15 protein-coding genes are annotated in these 21,501 nt (G+C 55.6%); 9 read left to right on the top strand and 6 right to left on the bottom strand.

Features of this window, described 5'->3' with window-relative positions; translation table 11 throughout:
- The first annotated feature begins 361 nt into the window (after positions 1-361).
- Positions 362-3,133: a DNA polymerase I gene (gene polA / locus STH12_RS18695; protein WP_126168954.1), complete on the top strand. Its 2,772-nt coding sequence runs from the start codon at positions 362-364 to the stop codon at positions 3,131-3,133.
- A 1,477-nt stretch (positions 3,134-4,610) separates the two neighbouring features.
- On the opposite strand, the gene yihA is transcribed toward polA, so the two are convergent.
- Positions 4,611-5,270 (bottom strand): ribosome biogenesis GTP-binding protein YihA/YsxC, encoded by a 660-nt coding sequence (gene yihA, locus STH12_RS18690; protein ID WP_126168953.1) that lies wholly within the window; start codon positions 5,268-5,270, stop codon positions 4,611-4,613.
- A gap of 168 nt (positions 5,271-5,438) precedes the next feature.
- On the opposite strand from yihA, the gene STH12_RS18685 reads away from it, so the two are divergent.
- From STH12_RS18685 to STH12_RS18670, 4 genes are all read left to right on the top strand, one after another.
- Positions 5,439-6,059, top strand: a complete 621-nt coding sequence (locus tag STH12_RS18685) for a c-type cytochrome (RefSeq protein ID WP_126168952.1) — start codon at positions 5,439-5,441, stop codon at positions 6,057-6,059.
- Positions 6,060-6,831: 772 nt separating this feature from the next.
- Positions 6,832-7,512 (top strand): methyltransferase domain-containing protein, encoded by a 681-nt coding sequence (locus STH12_RS18680; RefSeq protein ID WP_126168951.1) that lies wholly within the window; start codon positions 6,832-6,834, stop codon positions 7,510-7,512.
- 37 nt (positions 7,513-7,549) lie between these two features.
- Positions 7,550-8,086 (top strand): Der GTPase-activating protein YihI, encoded by a 537-nt coding sequence (gene yihI, locus STH12_RS18675; RefSeq protein WP_126168950.1) that lies wholly within the window; start codon positions 7,550-7,552, stop codon positions 8,084-8,086.
- 17 nt (positions 8,087-8,103) lie between these two features.
- Positions 8,104-8,571 (top strand): DUF2489 domain-containing protein, encoded by a 468-nt coding sequence (locus STH12_RS18670; protein ID WP_126168949.1) that lies wholly within the window; start codon positions 8,104-8,106, stop codon positions 8,569-8,571.
- Positions 8,572-8,628: 57 nt separating this feature from the next.
- Here STH12_RS18670 and STH12_RS18665 read toward each other — a convergent pair whose 3' ends face one another.
- Entirely contained in the window at positions 8,629-9,900 is a 1,272-nt protein-coding gene (locus STH12_RS18665) for a metal-dependent hydrolase family protein (RefSeq protein WP_126168948.1), read from the bottom strand.
- A 138-nt stretch (positions 9,901-10,038) separates the two neighbouring features.
- On the opposite strand from STH12_RS18665, the gene hemN reads away from it, so the two are divergent.
- Positions 10,039-11,379 (top strand): oxygen-independent coproporphyrinogen III oxidase, encoded by a 1,341-nt coding sequence (hemN, locus tag STH12_RS18660; RefSeq protein ID WP_218567793.1) that lies wholly within the window; start codon positions 10,039-10,041, stop codon positions 11,377-11,379.
- A 70-nt stretch (positions 11,380-11,449) separates the two neighbouring features.
- Here the strand turns inward: hemN and add are convergent, their stop codons facing one another.
- Positions 11,450-12,448 (bottom strand): adenosine deaminase, encoded by a 999-nt coding sequence (add, locus tag STH12_RS18655; RefSeq protein WP_126168946.1) that lies wholly within the window; start codon positions 12,446-12,448, stop codon positions 11,450-11,452.
- A 230-nt stretch (positions 12,449-12,678) separates the two neighbouring features.
- On the opposite strand from add, the gene STH12_RS18650 reads away from it, so the two are divergent.
- The gene (locus STH12_RS18650; protein WP_126168945.1) at positions 12,679-14,538 is read left to right on the top strand and encodes a DUF885 domain-containing protein; all 1,860 of its coding nucleotides are present in this window, start codon (positions 12,679-12,681) and stop codon (positions 14,536-14,538) included.
- The gene (locus STH12_RS18645; protein WP_164551314.1) at positions 14,538-15,527 is read left to right on the top strand and encodes an alpha/beta fold hydrolase; all 990 of its coding nucleotides are present in this window, start codon (positions 14,538-14,540) and stop codon (positions 15,525-15,527) included. Before STH12_RS18650 ends, STH12_RS18645 begins: the two co-directional genes overlap by 1 nt.
- A gap of 79 nt (positions 15,528-15,606) precedes the next feature.
- Here the strand turns inward: STH12_RS18645 and STH12_RS18640 are convergent, their stop codons facing one another.
- The 3 genes from STH12_RS18640 to hutC form a co-directional block, all read right to left on the bottom strand.
- Positions 15,607-18,096 (bottom strand): putative bifunctional diguanylate cyclase/phosphodiesterase, encoded by a 2,490-nt coding sequence (locus tag STH12_RS18640; RefSeq protein WP_237158672.1) that lies wholly within the window; start codon positions 18,094-18,096, stop codon positions 15,607-15,609.
- A gap of 162 nt (positions 18,097-18,258) precedes the next feature.
- Positions 18,259-19,137 (bottom strand): KPN_02809 family neutral zinc metallopeptidase, encoded by an 879-nt coding sequence (gene ypfJ / locus STH12_RS18635; protein WP_126168944.1) that lies wholly within the window; start codon positions 19,135-19,137, stop codon positions 18,259-18,261.
- 187 nt (positions 19,138-19,324) lie between these two features.
- Positions 19,325-20,029, bottom strand: a complete 705-nt coding sequence (gene hutC / locus STH12_RS18630; protein WP_126168943.1) for a histidine utilization repressor — start codon at positions 20,027-20,029, stop codon at positions 19,325-19,327.
- 217 nt (positions 20,030-20,246) lie between these two features.
- Between hutC and hutI the strand changes: the two genes are divergently transcribed.
- Positions 20,247-21,485, top strand: coding sequence for an imidazolonepropionase (gene hutI / locus STH12_RS18625; RefSeq protein ID WP_126168942.1), 1,239 nt, complete (start codon positions 20,247-20,249; stop codon positions 21,483-21,485).
- Positions 21,486-21,501: the final 16 nt, after the last annotated feature.

The raw sequence follows: 21,501 nt of genomic DNA, 5'->3' as shown, positions 1-21,501 counted from the left end.
GTTTTAACAAAACTGACACAGATCGGTTGATCTGATTAAAAATCGTGCTAAGTTTATTCATCAGCTTTGGCGAGCAACAGGAAGTAGCATGGCTCGCCGGGCAAATAAAAACAACCAACAAAGAAATCCACAGATCAGGAAGATTTAACGGAATTGCCAAGCTCCTCACAGAAAACTTGAAAAACAATAATAATCAACAACATATAAAATTGCCCTTCAGCATTATCGAATGACATTCCAATTTGTTGATCTTTTAGCTCACAGACTTATCCACAGGCCGTGAGCCGTTCGCTGTGGCCGAATTTCCGTATCTGTGGCATGCTTAGCCCCCAAGAATCCATGGACTGTCGACGCCTATTTTATGCCTGATATAGCCAGCAACCCTCTCATCCTTGTGGATGGTTCCTCTTACCTCTACCGCGCCTATTACGCGCCCCCTCACCTGACCAACTCCAAGGGAGAGGCGACCGGCGCCGTTTATGGTGTGGTCAACATGCTCAGAAGCCTGTTGTCACGCTACCAGCCCACTCAGATGGCAGTGGTATTCGATGCCAAGGGCCCAACCTTCCGCAATGAAATGTTTGCCGACTATAAGGCCCACCGTCCGCCGATGCCTGACGACCTGCGCAGCCAGATTGCGCCGCTGCATCGCATCATCAAGGCGCTGGGTATTCCGCTTATCAGCATTTCCGGCGTTGAGGCCGACGACGTGATTGGTACCATTGCCGTGCAGGCCGGCAACGAAGGTCGCAGCGTGCTTATCAGCACCGGCGATAAAGACATGGCTCAGCTGGTGAACGAACATATCACCCTGATCAACACCATGACTGACACCATCCTTGGCCCGGACGAAGTGACCACCAAGTTCGGCGTGGGGCCGGAGCTGATTATCGACCTGCTGGCGATGATGGGTGATAAGGCCGATAACATCCCAGGTCTGCCCGGCGTTGGCGAGAAGACCGCGCTGGCAATGCTCACAGGCGCAGGCGGTGTGGCAAAACTGCTGGCCGAGCCCGATTGCGTCACAGACCTGGGCTTTCGCGGCGCCAAAACCATGGCAGCCAAAATTCGCGACAATGCCGAAATGCTGGAGCTGTCTTATCAGCTTGCTACCATCAAAACCGATGTAGAGCTTGAGCAGGACTGGCATCAGCTGTCGCTCACCGAGCCGGATCGTGACGAATTGATTGCCTGCTATGGCGAGATGGAGTTCAAGCGCTGGCTTGCCGAAGTGCTGGACAACAAGTCACCCCTCGGCGCCAGGGCTTCTGCAGCGCAGGCAAGCCAGGAGACTACCGAAACACCGGTGGCTGCCGCCATCGAAACCCAATACGACACCCTGCTGACCGACGCCGAGCTGGATGCCTGGCTTGAGAAGCTCGGCAAGGCCGAACTGATAGCGGTAGATACCGAGACTACCAGTCTCGACTATATGCAGGCCGAATTGGTGGGCCTGTCCTTCGCCATTGAACCCGGTAAGGCTGCTTACCTGCCGCTGGGGCACGACTATCCCGGCGCGCCGGAGCAGCTGCCGCGGGACGCCACCCTGGCCAAGCTCAAGCCACTGCTTGAAAATCCCGCCATCAAAAAAGTGGGCCAGAACCTCAAGTACGATATGAGCGTGCTGGCCAATGCCGGTATCCAGCTTAAAGGCGTGGCCTTCGATACCATGCTCGAATCCTACGTGTTCAACTCGGTGGCCAGTCGCCACGACATGGACGGTCTGGCGCTCAAGTATCTGGGCCACAAGAATATCAGCTTCGAAGAGATTGCCGGTAAAGGTGCCAAACAGCTCACCTTCAACCAGATTGCCCTCGAACAAGCCGCCCCCTATGCGGCCGAAGATGCCGATATCACCTTAAGACTGCATCAACATTTGTGGCCGCGCCTCAGTAAAGAAGAAGGCCTGGAGTCAGTATTTACCGAGCTCGAACTGCCGCTGATTGATGTGCTGTCTGATATCGAGCGCCGCGGCGTACTTATCGACAGCATGCTGCTGGGTCAGCAGAGTGAGGAGCTGGCACGCAAGATTGATGAGCTTGAAAAAAAGGCCCACGAGATTGCCGGTGAGCCCTTCAATCTGTCGTCGACCAAGCAGTTGCAGGAGCTGTTTTTCACCAAGCTGGGTTATCCGGTCATCAAAAAGACCCCAAAGGGCGCGCCTTCCACCGCCGAAGAAGTCTTGGTTGAGCTGGCACTGGACTACCCGCTGCCTAAGATCATCCTCGAGCATCGCAGTCTGACCAAGCTCAAGAGCACCTACACCGATAAGCTGCCACTGATGATCAATGGCCGCACCGGTCGGGTGCACACCAGCTATCATCAGGCCAACGCCGCCACCGGCCGTTTGTCGTCCAGCGACCCTAACCTGCAGAACATTCCTATTCGTACCGAGGAAGGCCGTCGTATCCGTCAGGCCTTTGTTGCGCCCGAGGGCAAACGCATTCTGGCGGCAGACTACTCGCAGATTGAACTGAGGATCATGGCGCATCTGTCCCAGGATGAAGGCCTGCTGCGTGCCTTTGCCGAAGGTAAGGACATTCACCGCGCCACCGCCGCCGAAGTGTTCGACGTGGCCTTCGAGACGGTGACGCCTGAACAGCGCCGCCGCGCCAAGGCGGTGAACTTCGGTCTGATTTACGGCATGTCGGCTTTTGGTCTGGCCCGTCAGTTGGATATTCCCCGCAACGAGGCACAAAGCTATATCGACACCTACTTTAAGCGCTACCCTGGCGTGCTTAAGTACATGGAAGACACCCGTGCCATGGCCTCGGAGCAAGGCTATGTGGCCACCCTGTTTGGCCGCCGTCTTTATCTGCCGGAAATCCGCGACCGCAACGCGATGCGCCGTCAGGCCGCCGAGCGCGCCGCCATTAACGCCCCGATGCAGGGCACGGCAGCTGACATCATCAAGAAGGCCATGATTGCCATTCAGCACTGGATTAACACCGAGACCCAGGGCGAAATTAAGATGATCATGCAGGTGCACGATGAACTGGTTTTCGAGGTGGATGCCGATAAGGCCGATGCCCTGAAAGACAAGGTGTGTGAAATGATGGCGGCCGCCGCCAGACTGGATGTGCCACTATTGGCCGAAGCGGGGCTTGGCGACAACTGGGATCAGGCCCACTGATAACCTCTGACTGATAACCTCTGTAAGTCCGTTGGCGGCGCAGTGTCGCCGCCAGCGGCTTTACCCTGCCAACACCAGCAAGATAAACTTCTGAAAATAAAAGAATATCAGTTATCGCCGTAACAGATCTTGTTATACCTCTTTTATACGCTCAATTCCGATTTCTGCATCTTCCTTACTGTCAGCCCCTTGTTTGGTCACCTCAGCTGACAGGGTAAGCCGCGCTTAGCGTTCAATTCCGCCTCAGCGCAGCTCAGATTGCTGGTGTAGCTGGGCTTCCCGCTACTTCTGTTTCTGTAAACCGACTTCTGATAGCCCCGGGTCTTCCTGCTGCTTCTTTCCACACTTCTCTCCACATTTGTCACCGCACTTGTCACCAAACTTCTCTCCACACTCGCGCATCTCGATGCGCTGCTCACCACATCGCTACTCACCAGATAGAACATCCAGGCAACGCTGAAACTCAGCGCCAGACGTCGGCGCGGCTGCAGTTAACTGGCCTCAGCCCGAATGATTGCGCCTGGCGCTAGTGCGAGACGAACTAGTCCTTTATGAACAATTGCGTCTTGCGCTATCACGCCAGACAGTAACAAGAGAGCGCTCGCCCTTTGGTGATAAGCAATTGATATAAAAATGTAAAAATCATCTGTGTGCATAAAGGTAAGTGCAGCAGCCAAACCTCTGCGCTCTCCGGGTCTTGTGCACAGCGCGTCAGAGGTCAGTTTACGGCTTGTGAATGCGGTTACCGGTGGACGTGTTAGTCACTCTCAGCAGTCTCAAAGGCCGAACAATCCGTATCAAATCCGGCAAAACAGTGAGAAGCTGAGTAAAGACTCTGGATGTAGCCTTTTGATCAGAAAAAATTCCATGAACGACTACTAAAAACCTAAGCGCCTGTTTATAGGCTCTTAATTGTAACTTTCAGATCAAATTAAGCTGCTTTTATGAGCGTTTCAGTGGGATCGACCTCACATTATTGTCTCTTTTTCAAAAAAACTGTTTTCATATTTCCGTCAATTACAGTATTATTCTCGGCGTAGGGTACAGAGGTTAAGATGTTCTATCTTTCAGACCTTTATTTCACTTGATAGTGATGCCAAATTATGGCGCCCCAGCATCTCGTATGCTGGGGCTTTTTTTATGCCCTGAAAAAATTTTAGAGCTTTTACTTTAATTTCACAGAAAGAGCGGATAAGATGTGTTCATTGAGAGCCATCGAAGCAGTTTGGTGGTACTTGAGTCTTGTTGAATTTTTAGCTTCTCCCCAAAAGAGCTAAGACTTTGCGCCGATGGCTGGTCCGTCGGCGTTTTTTTATGTCTGAAATCAACCGAATTTCAGCGTTACCGGGCACACCGACATCGGCTGGCCCCGTTAACACATTCCACACAGCTTAAAAATACCATGTAGCTTTAACATACTGTTTTTCAGGCAATAAAAAACGCCGCAAGCGGCGTTCTTAAATGCATTGAGATACGGTTATTCGCCGGTTTCTTCAGCCTCACCTTGCTCTTCGAGCCACTCTGGGTGACACCAGGCATCCAGAATCGACAGCACCTTCGGCTTGCCGGTGCCTTTTAAGGAAGAGAAGGGTTCAACACTCACCCAATCGCCAAATTCGGCCAGCTCTTTCCGTACCGCATTGACGGTTTTCATCTTGTCGCTCTGGCCCAGTTTGTCGGCCTTGGTGAGCAGTGCCAGCACAGGAATTTGACTCGCCACTGACCACTCAATCATCTGGCGATCGAGATCTTTCAGCGGATGACGAATATCCATCAACACCACCACGCCACTGAGGCATTCGCGCTTTTGCAGATATTCACCGAGGGCATTTTGCCATTTACGCTTCATATCCAGTGGCACCTTGGCAAAACCATAGCCGGGTAAGTCCACCAGGCGGCGCTGACTGTCCAGCTCAAACACGTTGATAAGCTGGGTACGCCCCGGCGTTTTACTGGTACGAGCCAGGTTCTTTTGCTCAGTCAAGGCATTGAGTGCACTGGATTTACCGGCGTTTGAACGACCGGCGAACGCAATTTCCACCCCGGTATCACCCGGCAGGTGCTTGTCGAGATGGGCGATATCCGGCGCACTGATCAAAAACTTGGTTTGACGAAAATCGATACGGGTTTGGCTCACTGTGGACTCCGGAATATTGTCAGGCTTGGGCAGAAATTGTCGAAGAATTGCTTACTTTTGCACGTTTTCGTGTAAAATATTGCACCGATCACATTACGCTATATTACCACGCTTGCGGGCCAGGCCGGTAAGCTCGGGACAATAATCTTAACAAGAAGTTGGAACGCTATGAAAAAGTTAGCTCTTGCGCTGTCTGTTCTCGCTGCTATGTCTACCACTGCGATGGCTGAAGGTGATGCGGCTGCGGGTCAATCTAAAGCGGCTCTGTGCGTTGCCTGCCACGGCGCCGACGGCAACAGCATGATCGACATGTACCCCAAGCTGGCCGGTCAACACGCCCATTACCTGGAAAAGCAGCTGCATGATTTCCAGAACGCCATGAAAACCGGCGGCAAAGAAGGCCGTATGGATCCTATCATGGGCGGCATGGTAATGACCCTGAACGAACAGGATATGGCTGATCTGGCCGCGTTTTTCGCCAGCCAGACTCAAACCCATGCTCCAGTAGCCGACGTACCCGCACTGGGCGAGCAACTCTACCTGGGTGGTGACATGTCTCGCGGTATCACTGCTTGTGTGGCCTGCCACGGTCCAGACGGCAAAGGTACTGAGCAAGCCGGTTTCCCAATGGTTTCTGGCCAGCACGCCAACTACATCAAGATCCAGCTGACCAAGTTCCGTGACAAGGCCCGTACCAACGACCTGAACGGTATGATGCAGGATGTGGCCAAGAAGCTCAGCGATGCTGACATCGAAGCCCTGTCCAAGTACATCGCTAACCTGAAGTAACCCTCAGGTGTGATATGAAGGGCGAGTATTATCGCCCTTTTTTACATCGCAAAGTTGACGTTTACGTCAACTGATTTTATTTTTACTTGACACCGATCACGCTTTTCGGTTTAATTACCCTCGTGCCAAAACAAACCCATCTGTATGAACAAAAATCATACTGACAACATACAGGTTTCGGTACGGTTTACATTCAAGATATAAGAATAAAGTTAACTAATAACAATAACATCGCTAAGCCCACTCACGAATAATAATAACGAGCAGTGATTTCATGATGAAATCCGGGTAAATCAAATAAGGGAACGCCGAATGTGGCATCTGGCTGTTTAGCCCTCCCCTTAAAATTTCAGGGATACTCAACCAACAGGATTCTGTGCCTTGCACAGGAGCGCACTGGAAGCGTAATGCTTTGGATGCACCGGCTGGATGCTGTTATCACTGGAAGGTACCTGTGACAAGGATGGTTTGCTTATCGTCAATGAAGACGGGTTGGTTAGCGGATGTGTCACAGACCATCTACGGAAACTGTTATCAGGAAGGTGACAGTATATAAAGAAAGTGTCTGGAAGACCGAAAACGAGAAATTTCCGCAAGGAAAGCAGTAAAAAGAAGACGGATCTGACCGGGAAAGTCACATAGCAAGTACGGATACTTGGAATCAGGATAGGGTGCTGAGGCACCGATGTTGAGGCGGCAGGCAACTGCCGCCTTTTTTCTTTCCCGTGATATACTTGCCCCGCCCTGACACTCGCCTCAACTATGGGATCCCATGCGACGTTGCCCCCTGTGCCTAAGGCTGGATACCCGGCTGTTTCATCAGGATAAGAAGCGCAGCTTCCACACCTGTGGTCACTGCGGCCTGGTATTTGCCGATGGCGGTGCCCATCTGCCACCCCAGGCCATTCGCAGTCGTTATGGCCGCGGCGGTTCCCTTGAAAACCAACGAAACCTGCCTCAGTTTGTGCTGCCTTTGCTGCATGAGCTCGGCCAGCAATCCCAGTCTTCTCTTTCTGGATTGAATTACGGCAGACTGCTCGATGACGAGACGCTGACTCTGATTGAGGAAGCTGGCCACCGGCTGAAACAGTACGATCCCTTTGTCGCCCCCGACACCGAAGCCCTGCAGCAGCAATACGATTTTATCTGCTGCTATCGGGTATTTGAGCACTTCGGCGCTCCGCATCGGGAATGGCAACTGTTCCAAAGGTTGCTCAGTGAAGGCGGCTACCTGGCGCTCAGCACCCGGCTGCTGACCGACCCAGGGCGTTTCGGCAAGTGGCATCACAAGAATAATCTGGCCCATGTCAGCTTCCCGAGCCGGGAAACCTTTGAATATCTGGCCGCTCACAGCGGCTTTAGGCTAATATTTGCCGAAAACGACCTCATCCTGATGCAAAAAGCATCGGGATCTGCTATAAAACGCGACCCAAACTTGACCCCGGGCAATTGAACCGGGTTATTCCAGGCACTGCGGAGTTAACACAGTCATGACCCGAATCAAAAAGTCACGCAAGCCAAGCGGCACCGCGCCCAAACACGCGCCCCGCACCCCAAAATCCGAGCGCGCGCCCTCATCCAAAAAGCGCGACACCGGCAATAAGTCCGGCAGCCGCCAGAACCCCGGTATGGACAAGCAAGGTGGTTCAGGCCAAAAGGGCAGCAAAGACCCACGTCACGGCAGCAAAAAGCCGATAGCACTGGAGCTGGCCCCACAAACCAAGGCGCCGGTAAAAGCTCCCAAGCCCAAGCAGCCAAAACTCAGTGACGAACAACTGCTGCTGAAACTCGAAGAAGATCCACGTCTGAACGAACTGCTGGATCGTCTGGAAGAAGGTCGGGTACTGGGCGGCGAAGATCAGCGCTGGCTCGATGAGCAACTGTCGAAAATCGAAGCCCTGATGGACAAACTCGGTATCAGCGATCTGGACGACAGCCAGGCCGACGCCAGAGATGACGATGACGCCCTGCTGGACAAATTCGAGTCTGGCGCCGAGCTGTTGAAACAGTATCAGGATAAAGACTAAAACGGAGCAGGCGAACCATGTCCTCTACTCTCGTCATTATTGCTGTAGTGATAGTGCTTGCCCTCGCGGCTTATGCGGCATCACTGCTGTGGAAACTGAAAAAGCAAAATGAAGCCCGCGCTGCGGCCGAGGCTGAGCGCAAGGCCGCCACCGATGCCCGCCGTGAGTCGATATTTGAAGACATTCGCTACATCGCCCACGCCATGCTGGAAGACAGATGTGAAGTCTCTGAAGGCGTGGTGCGCATTGCACGCCTGTTTGAGGTGTTGTCGCTGTCTGAGCGCGTCAGCGGCGACTATCCGGCGCTGTTTCAGCACTTTGAGCGCATCCGTAATCATCCCATCATGGAAGAGCGCAAGGCGCTGCCAAAGCAGGAACGGATGAAGCTTGATTTCGAGCGGATGAAGTCCGAGGCTGAACTCACAGAGGCAATTCTGGATGATGCCAAGCGTTTGAAAGACTTCAAGCTGGCAAGCTGCCACTGACAGTGAAGCTTCATGCATAAAAAAGGGCGCTCGGCGCCCTTTTCTTTTTGGCTGAAGTTATTTCACCTGTTCGCCGTCTTTAATCACCAGCTGCACGTTTTCAAGCAGGGCAATATTATCCAGCGGATTACCGCGAACCCCCACCAAATCCGCGAAGTTGCCTGGCTTGATGGCGCCCAGCTCGCTCTGCCCCAGCACATTGGCCGCCACCGAGGTAGCTGACTGAATTGCAGCCATGGGAGGCATGCCCGCCTGGGCCATCAGCACAAACTCGCGGCCATTGCTGCCATGCTCAAACACCCCGGCATCGGTACCAAAGGCGATGGTCACCCCAGCCTTGTAAGCCCTGGCAAAGGTGTCCTGAATTTTCGGGCCAATTTTAGCGGCTTTGGGGCGCACGATTTCAGGGAAGAAACCGTCAATTTTCGCCTTGTCGGCCACGTATTCGCCGGCGGTCAGGGTTGGCACCAGTGCAACCTTGTGTTTTTTCATTAGCGCAAACAGCTCATCATCCATGTAGGTGCCGTGCTCAATGGTGTTCACTCCGGCCAGAATGGCGCGCTTCATTCCTTCTTTGCCATGGGCATGCACCGCCACCTTAAAGCCGTAGTCTTTGGCGGCGGCCACTATGGCTTTGAGCTCTTCATCGGTAAACTGCGGGTTTTCACCGCTCTTGGCCACCGACAGTACCCCGCCGGTGGCGGTGATCTTAATCAGGTCCGAGCCGTCTTTATAGCGCTGACGCACCGCCTTATAGGCATCGACCGGACCGTTTATGACCCCTTGCTTGGGGCCGGGGTCGCCCACCAGCTCCTGATTGCGGCCGTTGGTCTTGTCGGCATGGCCGCCGGTGGTGCCAATGCTGGTACCGGCGGTAAAAATCCGCGGCCCCTGCACCCAACCTTTGTTGATGGCGTTACGCAGCGCGATTGAGGCATTGCCAGCATCGCCCAGGTCACGCACTGTGGTAAAGCCCGCATTGAGGGTACGTTTGCCATACATCACCCCACGCAGTGCCACGTCGGCCGGGTTCAGAGTATAGGGCTCGAGGTAAGAGTCTTTACTGCCCTGAAAGGTCAGGTGGGTATGCATATCGATAAAGCCTGGCATCAGGGTGCCATCACGCCAATCAATCACGGTATCGCCCGCGCCCGGCGTGCGATAGCCCCGCTCTACCGCCTGAATGCGGTTGCCGTCCAGCACCACTGTGGCCTCTTGCAAGGGCTTGGATGACTCACCGTCGATGACTGTTCCCGCATGGATGAGGGTCAGCGCGTGAGCATTGGCACATAACGCCCACAAAGTGACAGACAAGAGCGTCTTTTTCATGGATATTCCTTCTCCTGTGACGAAATTTACAACCTGGATCAAGGTTATTTGGCCGAAAAGGCCTCATACTTCGCCCATTGCTAAATTACCGGAGGACACGACTTGAAGCAGCCCACACAAATCAGCTGGGATCAGTCGATGATCGAGAAATACAACTACAGCGGTCCCCGTTACACCTCGTATCCCACGGCGCTGGAGTTCAACGACGGTTTCACCGAGCAGGATTTGCTGAGTGCCATTGAGCACAGCAAGAGCGACAAACTGTCACTCTATATTCACATTCCCTTCTGTGCCAAGCTTTGTTATTACTGCGGCTGCAACAAGGTCATTACCCGCCATGCCCACAAGGCCGATCAGTACATTGAGTACCTGGCGAGTGAAATCTTAAATCGTGCCCCCCTGTTCAAGGGCTATACCGTTACCCAGATGCACTGGGGCGGTGGTACTCCTACCTTCCTGAGCCCAGAGCAAATTCTGCGCCTGACCAAGCTTTTGAAGGACAATTTCAACTTTGCCGACGAAGGCGAGTTCTCCATCGAAGTTGACCCGCGCGAGATTGAGCTGACCATGCTCGATACCCTCAAAGAAGCCGGTTTCAACCGTATTTCCATTGGGGTACAGGACTTCAACAAGCAGGTGCAGGAAGCGGTAAACCGTCCGCAGGACGAGCAGTTTATTTTCGACCTGATTGCCAAGGCCAAGGCTATGGGTTTTGAGTCCACCAACGTGGACTTGATTTACGGCCTGCCCCATCAGACGCCGGAAAGCTTCGCCGAAACCATTCAGCGCATTCTGGATTTGTCGCCAGACCGTCTGTCGGTGTTCAACTACGCCCACCTGCCTGCACGCTTCGCCGCTCAGCGCAAGATTAAGGACGAAGACCTGCCATCACCGCAGCAGAAGCTGGAAATCCTGCACCAGACCATCGAGACCCTGGTGGACGCCGGTTATCAGTACATCGGCATGGATCACTTCGCCAAGCCCGATGACGAGCTGGCGCGTCTGCAACGCGACGGCAAGCTGCACCGTAACTTCCAGGGTTACACCACCCAGGAAGAATGCGACCTGCTCGGCCTCGGTGTGTCGTCCATCAGCCAGATTGGCGACTGCTACGCCCAGAACCAGAAAGATATCCGCCCCTACTACGAGGCCATCGACGACCATGGTCATGCACTGTGGAAGGGTTGCAAGCTCAATCACGACGACGAAATCCGCCGGGTGGTGATCAAGCAGCTTATCTGTCACTTCGATTTGGATATGGCCGTTATCGATGAAAAGTTCGGCTTCACCTTCGAGGACTACTTCGCCCAGGATTTGAAGCTGCTGCAAACCTTCATCGACGACAAGCTGGTGAGCATAGAAAACCGTCGCATCCATGTGTCTGAAACCGGCCGCCTGCTTATCCGCAACATCTGCATGTGCTTTGACGTGTACTTCCGCGAGAAGGCCCGTCAGCAGCAGTTCTCTCGGGTGATCTAAGCTTCAGGCTTCATCAGCCAACAAAAAACCGGCCACTTGGCCGGTTTTTTTATCAGCTTAATCGCTTACATCAGGCTTTGGCTGCGTACAGCGCTTTACGCTCTGAGTCAGAGATAAACGCCATCTCCACGCCATTGGCCTGCAGCTTGGCAAGCTCGGCGGCACTGAAGCCCATCTCGTTATGGGCAAGGGCGTACTCGTGCTTGATGTCGATATTGCTCACGCCCGGATCATCAGTGTTGAGGCACACAAGCACACCGGCATCCACGAAGGTGCGCAGTGGATGCTCAGCCAGCGACTTCACAGTAGAGGTTTGCAGGTTGGAGGTAGGGCAAGACTCGATACCTATGCTGTGCTTGGCCAGGTACTCCATCAGCTTGGGATCCTGAACCGCCTTCACGCCATGACCGATACGGGTCGCCCCCAGCTCCTGAATCGCCTGCCACATGCTCTCAGCACCGGCGGCTTCGCCTGCGTGTACTGTGATGTTAAGCCCTGAGTCACGCACCCGCTTGAAGTGGTCGTTAAACAGGTTACCAGGGAAGCCCAGCTCGTCACCGGCCAGGTCGATGGCCACCAGCTTGTCGCGGTGGGCCAGCAGGCCATTGAGCTCGGCGGTGCAGGCATCCACACCGAAGGAGCGGGACATGATGCCAATCAGGTTAATCTTCACCTGGGGATGGTCTTTCATGCCCTGATTTACGCCGTCAATCACGGCCTCCACCACGCCTTCGATAGGCAGCTTGTGGTTCATTGCCATGTAGTAAGGGCTGAAACGCAGCTCGGCATAATCGAGGCCGGACAGCGCCGCGTCGGCCACGTTTTCACGGGCAACCCGCTGCACTGCATCCAGGTCTGCGAGCACGGCTACCATCCAGTCGAGCTTTTTCAAAAACGCGACCAGGCTGGTTTCCTTACCCTGAATTTGAACGAAAGGCGCCAGCGTCTCCAGCGAGTCCGCCGGTAAGGCGATACCGTGCTGATGACCCAGCTCCCAAATGGTTTGCACCCGGACGTTGCCGTCAAGATGCCGGTGGAGATCCACCAAAGGAATCTTGTTATCGATCATAGTTAACCCCTGTTTGAATGCCCCGCCAATTGTGTTTTTATTCCTGGTCTTGGGCAGAGGTTAAGTTTAACACGCATTTAGGCGCACCATTTCGAGTAATCTTCACTCTGTTCGCAAAATCAACAATTTCTCACAAACTTAGCCGCTAAACTTCATCCACCGGGCTGGCAAGCAAAGCTGAGTCAGGCATAATCCCAGCTTGGAAAACACAAAATCACAAGGACAACGGCATGCACAAGCTCTTCACACCGTCACTGCTCGCGTTGGCACTGGCCGGCACCCTCGCCGGTTGCAACGTCAACACCACCGCCAGCGATGCTTACAGGTATTCCTACGACGCCAATCGCGCCCAGCAGCGCCCGGCCGCCGAAGAGCCCAAAGCCGCAGCGGCCGCCGTTGCCCCGGTTATTCTCGATAAGAACCTGCAAAGCATCATCGACAAAGCCTGGCAGCTGGATTTGGAAATCAGCCCCTCGCTGGCCTACAGCCAGGGCGACAAGTCTGCCGCAGGCAAGCTGTCAGATCTCTCCCCCGAGCGTCTGGCCGAGACCCAACTCAAGCGCCAGGGCCTGCTGGCCTCATTGAAGGCACTCGATCGCAGCAAGCTTTCCAAGGAAGACCGCATCAATGCCGATATCCTTCAGGGGCAAATTCAAAACGATGTCGACATGTATCAGTTTAAAGACCACTACATGCCCATCTCTTCCGAAGGCGGCTTCCACGCTTATATTGCTTCCATGGCCAAGGGCAGCTTCAAAACCCGCGAAGACTACGACAACTACCTCGCCAAGCTGAATGCCCTGCCGCAATACTTTGCCCAGCAAACCTTCTGGCTGCGCCAGGGGCTGGCAAGCGGCATTACCCCGCCCAAGGTTACCCTCAAGGGCTTTGAAGACAGTATCAGCGCCTTTATGGTGCCGGTGGAAGACAGCACCTATTTCGCCCCTTTCAAAGAGTTTCCGGCCCATTTCAGCGCCGCTGACAAGGCTGAATTGGCCAAAGCCGGTCGCAAGGCCGTAGCCGAGAAAGTGCTGCCCCAGTATCAGGCCTTCTATGACTTCATGACTGGCGAATACATGCCAAACGCCCGTGAAACCATCGCCGCCTACGATATGCCAAACGGCCAGGACTTCTACGAGAACCGGGTGCGCTACTACACCACCCTGGACATGACCTCGGACGAAGTGCACCAGTTGGGTCTCAAGGAAGTGGCGCGAATCCGCGCCGAAATGGAAGAGGTCATCAAGAGCACCGGCTTTAAGGGCAGCTTCGATGAGTTTCTGCACTTCCTGCGCACCGATCCGCGCTTCTACGCCACCACCCCAGAGCAACTGTTGAAAGAAGCCGCCTATATCGCCAAAAAGGCCGATGCCATGCTGCCAAAGTTCTTTGGCAAGCTGCCACGTCAGCCCTACGGCATAGAGCCGGTACCGGCAGAAATCGCCCCCAAGTACACCACAGGCCGCTATTCGGGCTCCTCCAGTGCGGATCAGCCCGGCTACTACTGGGTTAACACCTACGCGCTGGACAAGCGTCCATTGTACGAAATGGAAGCCCTGACCCTGCACGAAGCCGTGCCAGGTCACCACCTGCAAATCGCCCTCAATCAGGAGCTGGATAAGCTGCCCAACTTCCGCCGCTACAGCTATATTTCGGCCTTCGGTGAAGGTTGGGGCCTGTACAGCGAATACCTGGGGCTGGAAGGCGGTTTCTACACTGACCCTTACAGCAACTTTGGCCGCCTGACCTATGAGATGTGGCGCGCCGCCCGTCTGGTGGTCGACACCGGCATGCACGCCAAGGGCTGGAGCCGTCAGCAGGCCATCGACTTTATGGCCGGCAACACGGCGCTGTCGCTGCATAACGTCAACACCGAAATTGACCGCTACATCTCCTGGCCAGGTCAGGCGGTGTCGTACAAAATTGGAGAGTTGACCATCAAGCGTCTGCGCGCCAAGGCCGAAGCCGAGCTGGGTGACAAGTTTGATATCCGCGCCTTCCACGACGCAGTGCTGGCCCACGGCAGCGTGCCGCTGTCGGTGCTGGAGCAGCAAATCAACGACTTTATTGCCGCCGCCAAAGCGGCATGATGCGATTCCGGGGCCCATGGCCCCGGTATTTTTCCAGGACCCGAATACAAGAATCTGCTTTGAACACCAAGTTAACTATTCCGCCATCGCAGCAAACTCTGTTTGCCCAATGCGAACTTGGCAGCCTGACCACCAGCCCGGGCGTCGATATCGCCTGGCTGGCATTGGCACATCCCAGCCCAAAGGGCAGCATTGTGTTTTCCAACGGCCGTATCGAGGCCTTTCTCAAGTACCTGGAGCTGTATCAGGCCTTCTATGATGCAGGTTACAGCGTCTTTGCCCTCGACCATCGCGGTCAGGGGTTATCCAGTCGCCTGACGCCCAATCGTCATATGGGCCATGTAGCGCACTTTGCTGACTACCTCAGTGACTTCCACGCCTTTATGGAACAAGTGGTACTGCCGCGCGCCACAGGGCCGCTGTTTTTATCCGGCCACTCCATGGGCGGCGCCATTGGTACCTTGTATCTGCAGGGGCATCCGGGGCTGTTCCGCGCCGCCTGTTTCTCGGCGCCCATGTACGGCATCTGCCTGCCAATGAACAAGGTGTTTATTCGCTGGTTGGCCCATAAGCTGGATGCCAGCGCCAAGGGGCTGCCCAACTATATTCTGGGGGGCAAGGATTACACCCCGGCGCCCTTCGCCAAAAACGACCTCACCAAGAGTGAGGCACGTTATCAGGCTTACCGCGAGCTGTATGAGCAAAACCCGCAGCTGCAATTGGGCTCGCCCACCAACCGCTGGCTGCTGGAGGCACTGGATGCCTGCGATGAAAGCGTATTGGCTGCCCGCGAAACCAAAATCCCGCTGCTGGTACTGCAGGCCAGTGAAGACACCATAGTGGACAATAAGGCCCAGAACCGGGCGGTTGGCGGCCTGTGCGAGCTGCTGGCCATTGACGGCGCCCGCCACGAAATCTTTATGGAGTTGGATCCGGCAAGGGATAAGGCCATCAACGCCTTACTGAGCTTTTTCGCCAGCCACAGCTAACACCACCATCGACGGTCAGTGCATCACTGACCGCTTCAGGCAGCTCAACGGAAAGCTTGGGATTCGGAAAGCTTGGGATTCAGGCGCTGGCGCCGGTGCGGGTATCAAGCTCATCTGCCACCAGCAAGCTGGCCGACATGGGTTTGCCCAGCAAATAGCCCTGAAAGAAGTCACAATCGAGCACTGTCAGGTAATTCTGCTGCGCCTCGGTTTCTACCCCTTCGGCCACCACCTGCAGATTCAGGCTGTGGCTCATGTCCACAATCGCCCGCACTATGGCGTCGCCTGCCTCGGTACCGATACGGCCCACAAAGGCGGCGTCCAGCTTAAGCCGTGACAGCGGCAGACTCTGCAAATAGCTCAGCGACGAATAGCCGGTACCAAAGTCATCAATGGCAATCGAGAACCCGGCGCGGCGCAGGTGCTGCATCCGCTCGCTGATCACATTGAGATTGGACAGCAGCGCGTATTCGGTCAGCTCCAGCTCAATCTGCTTGGGCGACACCTGCTGCGCTTTGAGCAGCGCAATCAGACGCTCGACAAAATCACTCTGGTTGAAGTGGCGGGCGCTGATATTTACCGCCACCGCCGGCATGGGCGTGCCCTTGGCCTCCATCGCCTTGATGGTACGGCACACTTCCAGCAGCACCCACTGACCTATGTTGAGGATAAGGCCGCAGTCTTCTGCTACCGGAATAAACTTGGCCGGTGAAATCGGGCCTCGCTCGGGGTGATACCAGCGGCACAGCGCCTCGCAGCACACCAACTCGCCGTCACGGCTGTAAATCGGCTGGAACACCAGCGACAGCTGCTCGCGCTCAATGGCGTGACGCAATTCATTCTGCAGCCACAGGTTTTCGGTTGCCTTGTCTTCCAGCGCATCGTCGTACAGGGCACAGCCATTGCGGCCGCTGTCCTTGGCCTCGTACATGGCCATATCGGCACGGCGCAGCAGCTGCGAAGGCTCATGGGTATGGCGATTGTCGAACAGGCAAATCCCCACCGAAGCCGACACGTTAATCTGCTGATCCGACAGTTGGAAACTGCGCGCCAGCAACTGGCGCAGCTCGGCGCCCAATTGCAGCGCCTGATGGGAGGCCTGCGCCTCGTCCGGGGCCAAATCCAGCACCATGATGGCAAACTCATCACCGCCAAGACGCGATACCAGCGCGTTGCCGTTGAAGAAGCCCGACAGCCGCGCCGCCACCTGGATAAGCAAACGGTCGCCGTGGTGATGCCCCAAGGCATCATTAATCAGCTTGAAGTTATCCAAATCAATCAGCAGCAGCGCGCCCATACGCGGCAAACCGGTACCGCCGGACTGCTGAAACTCGTACAGGGCATCCATCACCGCCCGGCGGTTAGCCAGGTTGGTCAGTGCATCGTGATTGGCCTGATGGGCAATGGCCTGCTGATTACGCATGTCTTCAGATACATCCCGCTGACTGCCAATCACCCGCGCTGGTCTGCCATCGGGCTGCCATTCCACCACCATGCCACGGTCAAGCACCCAAATATAATGGCCCTGACGATGCATCAGCCGGTGACGGCTTTCATAGACTTCGGTTTCGCCGTTCAGATACGCCTGCAATCTGCTGATCACCTGCTCCCGATCTTCCGGATGCAGGCGGCCTTCCCAGGCGCTGTATTCGTTTTTCACTTCCATGGCGCCGTAGCCGAGCATTTCTTTCCAGCGGTCGGATAAGAACAGCTCGCCGGTACTGATTTGCCAGTCCCAGATGCCGGTTTGCGAGCCTTCCACGGCAAACAGCCAGCGCTGCTCGGAATCCCTGAGCTGCTTTAACGCCCGCTGCAATCGCTGCTCGGTGGAATGCAAATAGTCCTGCAACCGGGCCACTTCGCTGGAGGCCAGGGTGATGGGTTGGCCAAGTTCATCCACGTTGGCGCGGCGAGCCAGGCGCAGCAACTGCCGTAGCGGCCGCACCCCCACATAGTGAAACACCAGCAAAAACAGCAAAATGAAGATGGCGCCGCCACCCCAAATCTGCATAAAGCGCTGCTGCAATTGCCCCACGGCACGGCTATAGGCACCGGAGAGGTCGTATTCGAGGTAAATAAGGTTGATATCGCCGTAACGAGGGATGCCCTTGTGGCTCACGGGGTAGTAGGCCTGAATCGACAGGCGCTGCGGATTCACCTGTACCCAGGGCTTGTCGGCGGTAACGGTTTGCTGATGCCGCAGCACGTCGTAGCCATCAATCACCTGGCTGGCACGGCTGCCCTGCCACACCAGATGGTTGGCGTAGCGAATATTGCTGGCGGGATCCACCAACACCATCACCATCAGGTCGAGATCGGTGGCGGCGAGGGAAACTTCCTGGGAAATACGGTCAACGTCCTGCACCGCCAGTGCCTCAGACACTATGTGCTGCAGACGGAACATCTGCTGGCGGATTTGTGCCAGTTGCGACTCGGCAACCTGCTCCTGCTTTTGCGACTTTTCGTAGAAAAACTCTGCCCCCACCAAACACAGGTAGAGCAGGGTCAGGCACAGGGGTGCCATGATGGCCAGGGACAGTCGCGGCAGTCTTGGCAAAAGGGTTTCCATTCAGGTCGTTGCTAACAGGGCTTTATGCTATCGGTATTCCGTGGCTTTGGCAAAAAGCCGATAACATCTCAGCCTTACGTCCTAACGCAACAAGCTGAATATCAAGCTAAAAGCTACTGGTAGTATCTGATACTAAAACTGTGTTTCTGCCAAAACGCCCATTCAAAGGCCGCCAAAGGTATCGCAAGCCGCCATGGAAACCGCATTAAATCCGGTATCAAACCAGCGCATACGCTCGGCTGAACTGCCGTGGGTAAACTTCTCTGGCATCACCCGGCCGGTGGCGTTCTTCTGCAGGGTATCGTCGCCAATCGCCTTGGCGGCGTTGATGGCTTCTTCAAAATCGCCCCGCTCCAACATGCCTTTACGCTGGGCATCGGCGCCCCAGAATCCGGCCAGACAATCGGCCTGCAACTCGAGTTTCACCGACAGCTTGTTGCCCTCCACCTGACTGCTGCCCTGCTGGGCGCGGTGCACCTTGTCGGAGATATCCAGCAGATTCTGCACGTGGTGCGCCACTTCGTGGGCAATCACATAGGCCTGGGCAAAGTCGCCTCCGGCCTTGAGCTCGGTCTTCATTTGGCGGAAAAAGGATAAGTCGATATAGACCTTTTCATCGGGCGGGCAATAAAAAGGCCCCATGGCCGCCTGCCCCACGCCGCAGCGGGTTTGGGTGGCGCCGGTAAACATCACCAGAGTAGGCTCGCGGTATTGCATGCCCTGCTTGCTAAACTGGCTGCGCCAAAAGTCTTCGGTTTCGGCCAGAATCACCTTCACAAAGTCGGCCTCGGCCTGATAGGCCTTGGTATCGCCGGGCTCACTGGTCAGCTGTTGCCCCTGAGGCGCGATCAAATTAAGCGGGTTTTGCCCCAGCACCAGCATCACCACTACACCCACCAGCAGGATAATACGGCCGGTTTTGGTGCGCACCAGCCCCAGCAGCAGCGGCAACATCGAGCGCCCCGCGCCCCCGGCCACGCTCATCTGCTGCCCACGTCTGTCTTCTACATTGGAACTTTCCCGTCTGCCCTGCCAGCGCATGATTGTCTCCCAGCCCTGTCTGCCCGATTACGCCTGAGTTCATTCTATCGCCGCTGTCGGTAAAAGCGGCATACGACTAACTTGGGATAAATAGGGGATTGTGCGCAAGCGCAGCCAACTTATTGGGGTTATGAATAAACAAAAAGCGCCGAAAGGCGCTTTTTTAATAGCTTGGTTGAACAATCGGCTACTTGAACGTGAGATGACCGCCGAGGCGGAAACGGTTGCCGGGGTGGATAAGCCGGGCAAAGCTCACCACCCCCTGACGTGACCAGGTACGGCGGATGATCTGCAGGCAGGGCTCGCCTTCGGCCATATTAAGGCGACTGCGCACCTGCTCTTTGGGCATAATAGCCTCTATGGTGTGGCGCGCCTCGGTCAGCGGCGCCACCTGCGACAGATATTCGTGGGGTGTCTGGCTGCTGAAATCCTGCTCCAGATAGTGCGGAATGAGTTCTGGATTCACAAAGCGCTCCTCCAGTTGCAGCGGCAACCCCTGCTCGCAGTGCACCAGCAGTGAGTAAAACACCTCGCTGCCTTCTTCCAACCCCAGCGCAATGGCGATGGGTGCAATGGCTTTCATCGGCTCCAGCTCCAGCACCTGCACACTGTAGCCATGGCCACGGCCTTTAATCTCATCGGCAATGTTACGAATGGACAGGATGCTTGACTGCGATTTGAGCGACGCCACAAAGGTGCCCAGCCCCTGAGAGCGCTCCAACACCCCGGCCTCAACCAGTTCGGTCAGGGCTCGGCGGGCGGTCATGCGGCTGCAATCAAACTGTTCCGCCAGTTGGTTTTCCGACGGCACCCGGGTGTTTTCTTCCCACTCACCGGACTCGATATGACGCCGTATATATTCTTTGATTTCGGCAAACTTGGCTGTGGCCATGGGCATCCCTTAATTTCCGCCTGACGTGGTTTGCGGCTGTCTTTCTCGCCTGAGTGTCGGCTATAATCCATACTTGTATATACAAGTAGATACTGTCTGATCAGCAAAAGATCAAGCAGTAACAATAGATTAGTCGGTTGCCGCGCCCTATTGGCCATATTTACAGGCAAAATTACTGGCAAAAATGCCCTACAACACAGCCACAGCAGGAGTCAGCATGTCTTGGGATCAGGTTTGGATTGATATCAACATTGCCACCATGGACCCGTCCAAAAGCGAGGCCTACGGCGCCATCACAGATGCTGCGCTGGCGGTGAAAGACGGCAAAATCGCCTGGCTTGGCAAGCGTGCCGACCTGCCCGAATTTGATGTGCTGGCCACCCCGGTGCACCGTGGCCACGGCGGCTGGCTCACCCCCGGCCTGATCGATGCCCACACCCATCTGGTGTTTGCCGGTAACCGTGCCAACGAATTTGAACTGCGCCTGCAAGGCGCCAGCTATGAAGAAATCGCCCGCGCTGGCGGCGGTATTGTCAGCACAGTGAAGGCCTGCCGCGAAGCAGACGAAGCCGAGCTGTTCGACCTCGCCCGTCGCCGCCTCAATGCGCTGGCCAAAGAAGGGGTGACCACGGTGGAAATCAAATCAGGCTATGGCCTGGATCTGGACACCGAACTGAAACTGCTGCGGGTCGCCCGTGAGCTTGGCAAACATCACCATGTTGATGTGGTCACCACCTTCCTCGGCGCCCATGCGGTGCCGCCAGAGTTCAAAGGTCAGGGCGACGCAGGCACAGATGCCTATGTGGATCTGGTGGTTAACGAAATGCTGCCCGCCGTGGTGGCCGAGAACCTTGCCGATGCCGCCGACGTGTTCTGCGAAAACATTGCCTTCAACCTGGGGCAGACCGAGCGGGTGCTGAGCGCCGCCAAGGCGCTGGGGCTGGATATTAAGCTGCACGCCGAGCAACTCAGCAACCTTGGCGGCAGTGAACTGGCCGCGCGTTTGGGTGCCAAGTCGGTTGACCATATCGAATACCTCGACGAAGCCGGCGTGAAGGCCATCGCCCAAAGCGGCACCTGCGCCGTGCTCTTGCCGGGAGCCTTTTACTTCCTGCGGGAAACCAAGCTGCCTCCCATCGACCTTTTGCGTCAACATGGGGTGCCCATGGTGCTCGCCAGCGACTTTAACCCCGGCTCATCGCCCATCTGCTCGACCCTGCTGATGCTCAATATGGGTTGCACCCTGTTCCGCCTGACGCCGGAAGAAGCACTGGCCGGTGTTACCCGCAACGCCGCCCGCGCCCTTGGCCGCGAGCAGCGCGTTGGCGTATTGCGCGAAGGTATGGATGCCGACTTCTGCCTGTGGCGCATCTCCACCCCGGCGGAATTAGCCTATTCCTACGGCGTGAACCCTCTGGTGGATGTAGTGAAGGGTGGCAAACTTATTCACCAGTGATGCTGAGGCTCAGTCG

Origin of the sequence: Shewanella khirikhana (assembly GCF_003957745.1) — a bacterium.
Classification (GTDB): Bacteria; Pseudomonadota; Gammaproteobacteria; order Enterobacterales; family Shewanellaceae; genus Shewanella; species Shewanella khirikhana.
The sequence above is the reverse complement of the archived record's forward strand: the minus strand, read 5'-3'. Positions and strand labels throughout refer to the sequence as shown.

Bases quoted from the DNA above. Each gene is read 5' to 3' on its own strand.
- ypfJ (WP_126168944.1), bottom strand. From the start codon at position 19,137: ATGCGCTGGCAGGGCAGACGGGAAAGTTCCAATGTAGAAGACAGACGT.
- STH12_RS18645 (WP_164551314.1), top strand. From the start codon at position 14,538: ATGCGATTCCGGGGCCCATGGCCCCGGTATTTTTCCAGGACCCGAATA.
- STH12_RS18680 (WP_126168951.1), top strand. From the start codon at position 6,832: ATGCGACGTTGCCCCCTGTGCCTAAGGCTGGATACCCGGCTGTTTCAT.
- STH12_RS18665 (WP_126168948.1), bottom strand. From the start codon at position 9,900: ATGAAAAAGACGCTCTTGTCTGTCACTTTGTGGGCGTTATGTGCCAAT.
- STH12_RS18670 (WP_126168949.1), top strand. From the start codon at position 8,104: ATGTCCTCTACTCTCGTCATTATTGCTGTAGTGATAGTGCTTGCCCTC.
- polA (WP_126168954.1), top strand. From the start codon at position 362: ATGCCTGATATAGCCAGCAACCCTCTCATCCTTGTGGATGGTTCCTCT.
- yihI (WP_126168950.1), top strand. From the start codon at position 7,550: ATGACCCGAATCAAAAAGTCACGCAAGCCAAGCGGCACCGCGCCCAAA.
- hemN (WP_218567793.1), top strand. From the start codon at position 10,039: ATGATCGAGAAATACAACTACAGCGGTCCCCGTTACACCTCGTATCCC.
- STH12_RS18640 (WP_237158672.1), bottom strand. From the start codon at position 18,096: ATGGAAACCCTTTTGCCAAGACTGCCGCGACTGTCCCTGGCCATCATG.
- STH12_RS18650 (WP_126168945.1), top strand. From the start codon at position 12,679: ATGCACAAGCTCTTCACACCGTCACTGCTCGCGTTGGCACTGGCCGGC.
- STH12_RS18685 (WP_126168952.1), top strand. From the start codon at position 5,439: ATGAAAAAGTTAGCTCTTGCGCTGTCTGTTCTCGCTGCTATGTCTACC.
- add (WP_126168946.1), bottom strand. From the start codon at position 12,448: ATGATCGATAACAAGATTCCTTTGGTGGATCTCCACCGGCATCTTGAC.
- hutI (WP_126168942.1), top strand. From the start codon at position 20,247: ATGTCTTGGGATCAGGTTTGGATTGATATCAACATTGCCACCATGGAC.
- hutC (WP_126168943.1), bottom strand. From the start codon at position 20,029: ATGGCCACAGCCAAGTTTGCCGAAATCAAAGAATATATACGGCGTCAT.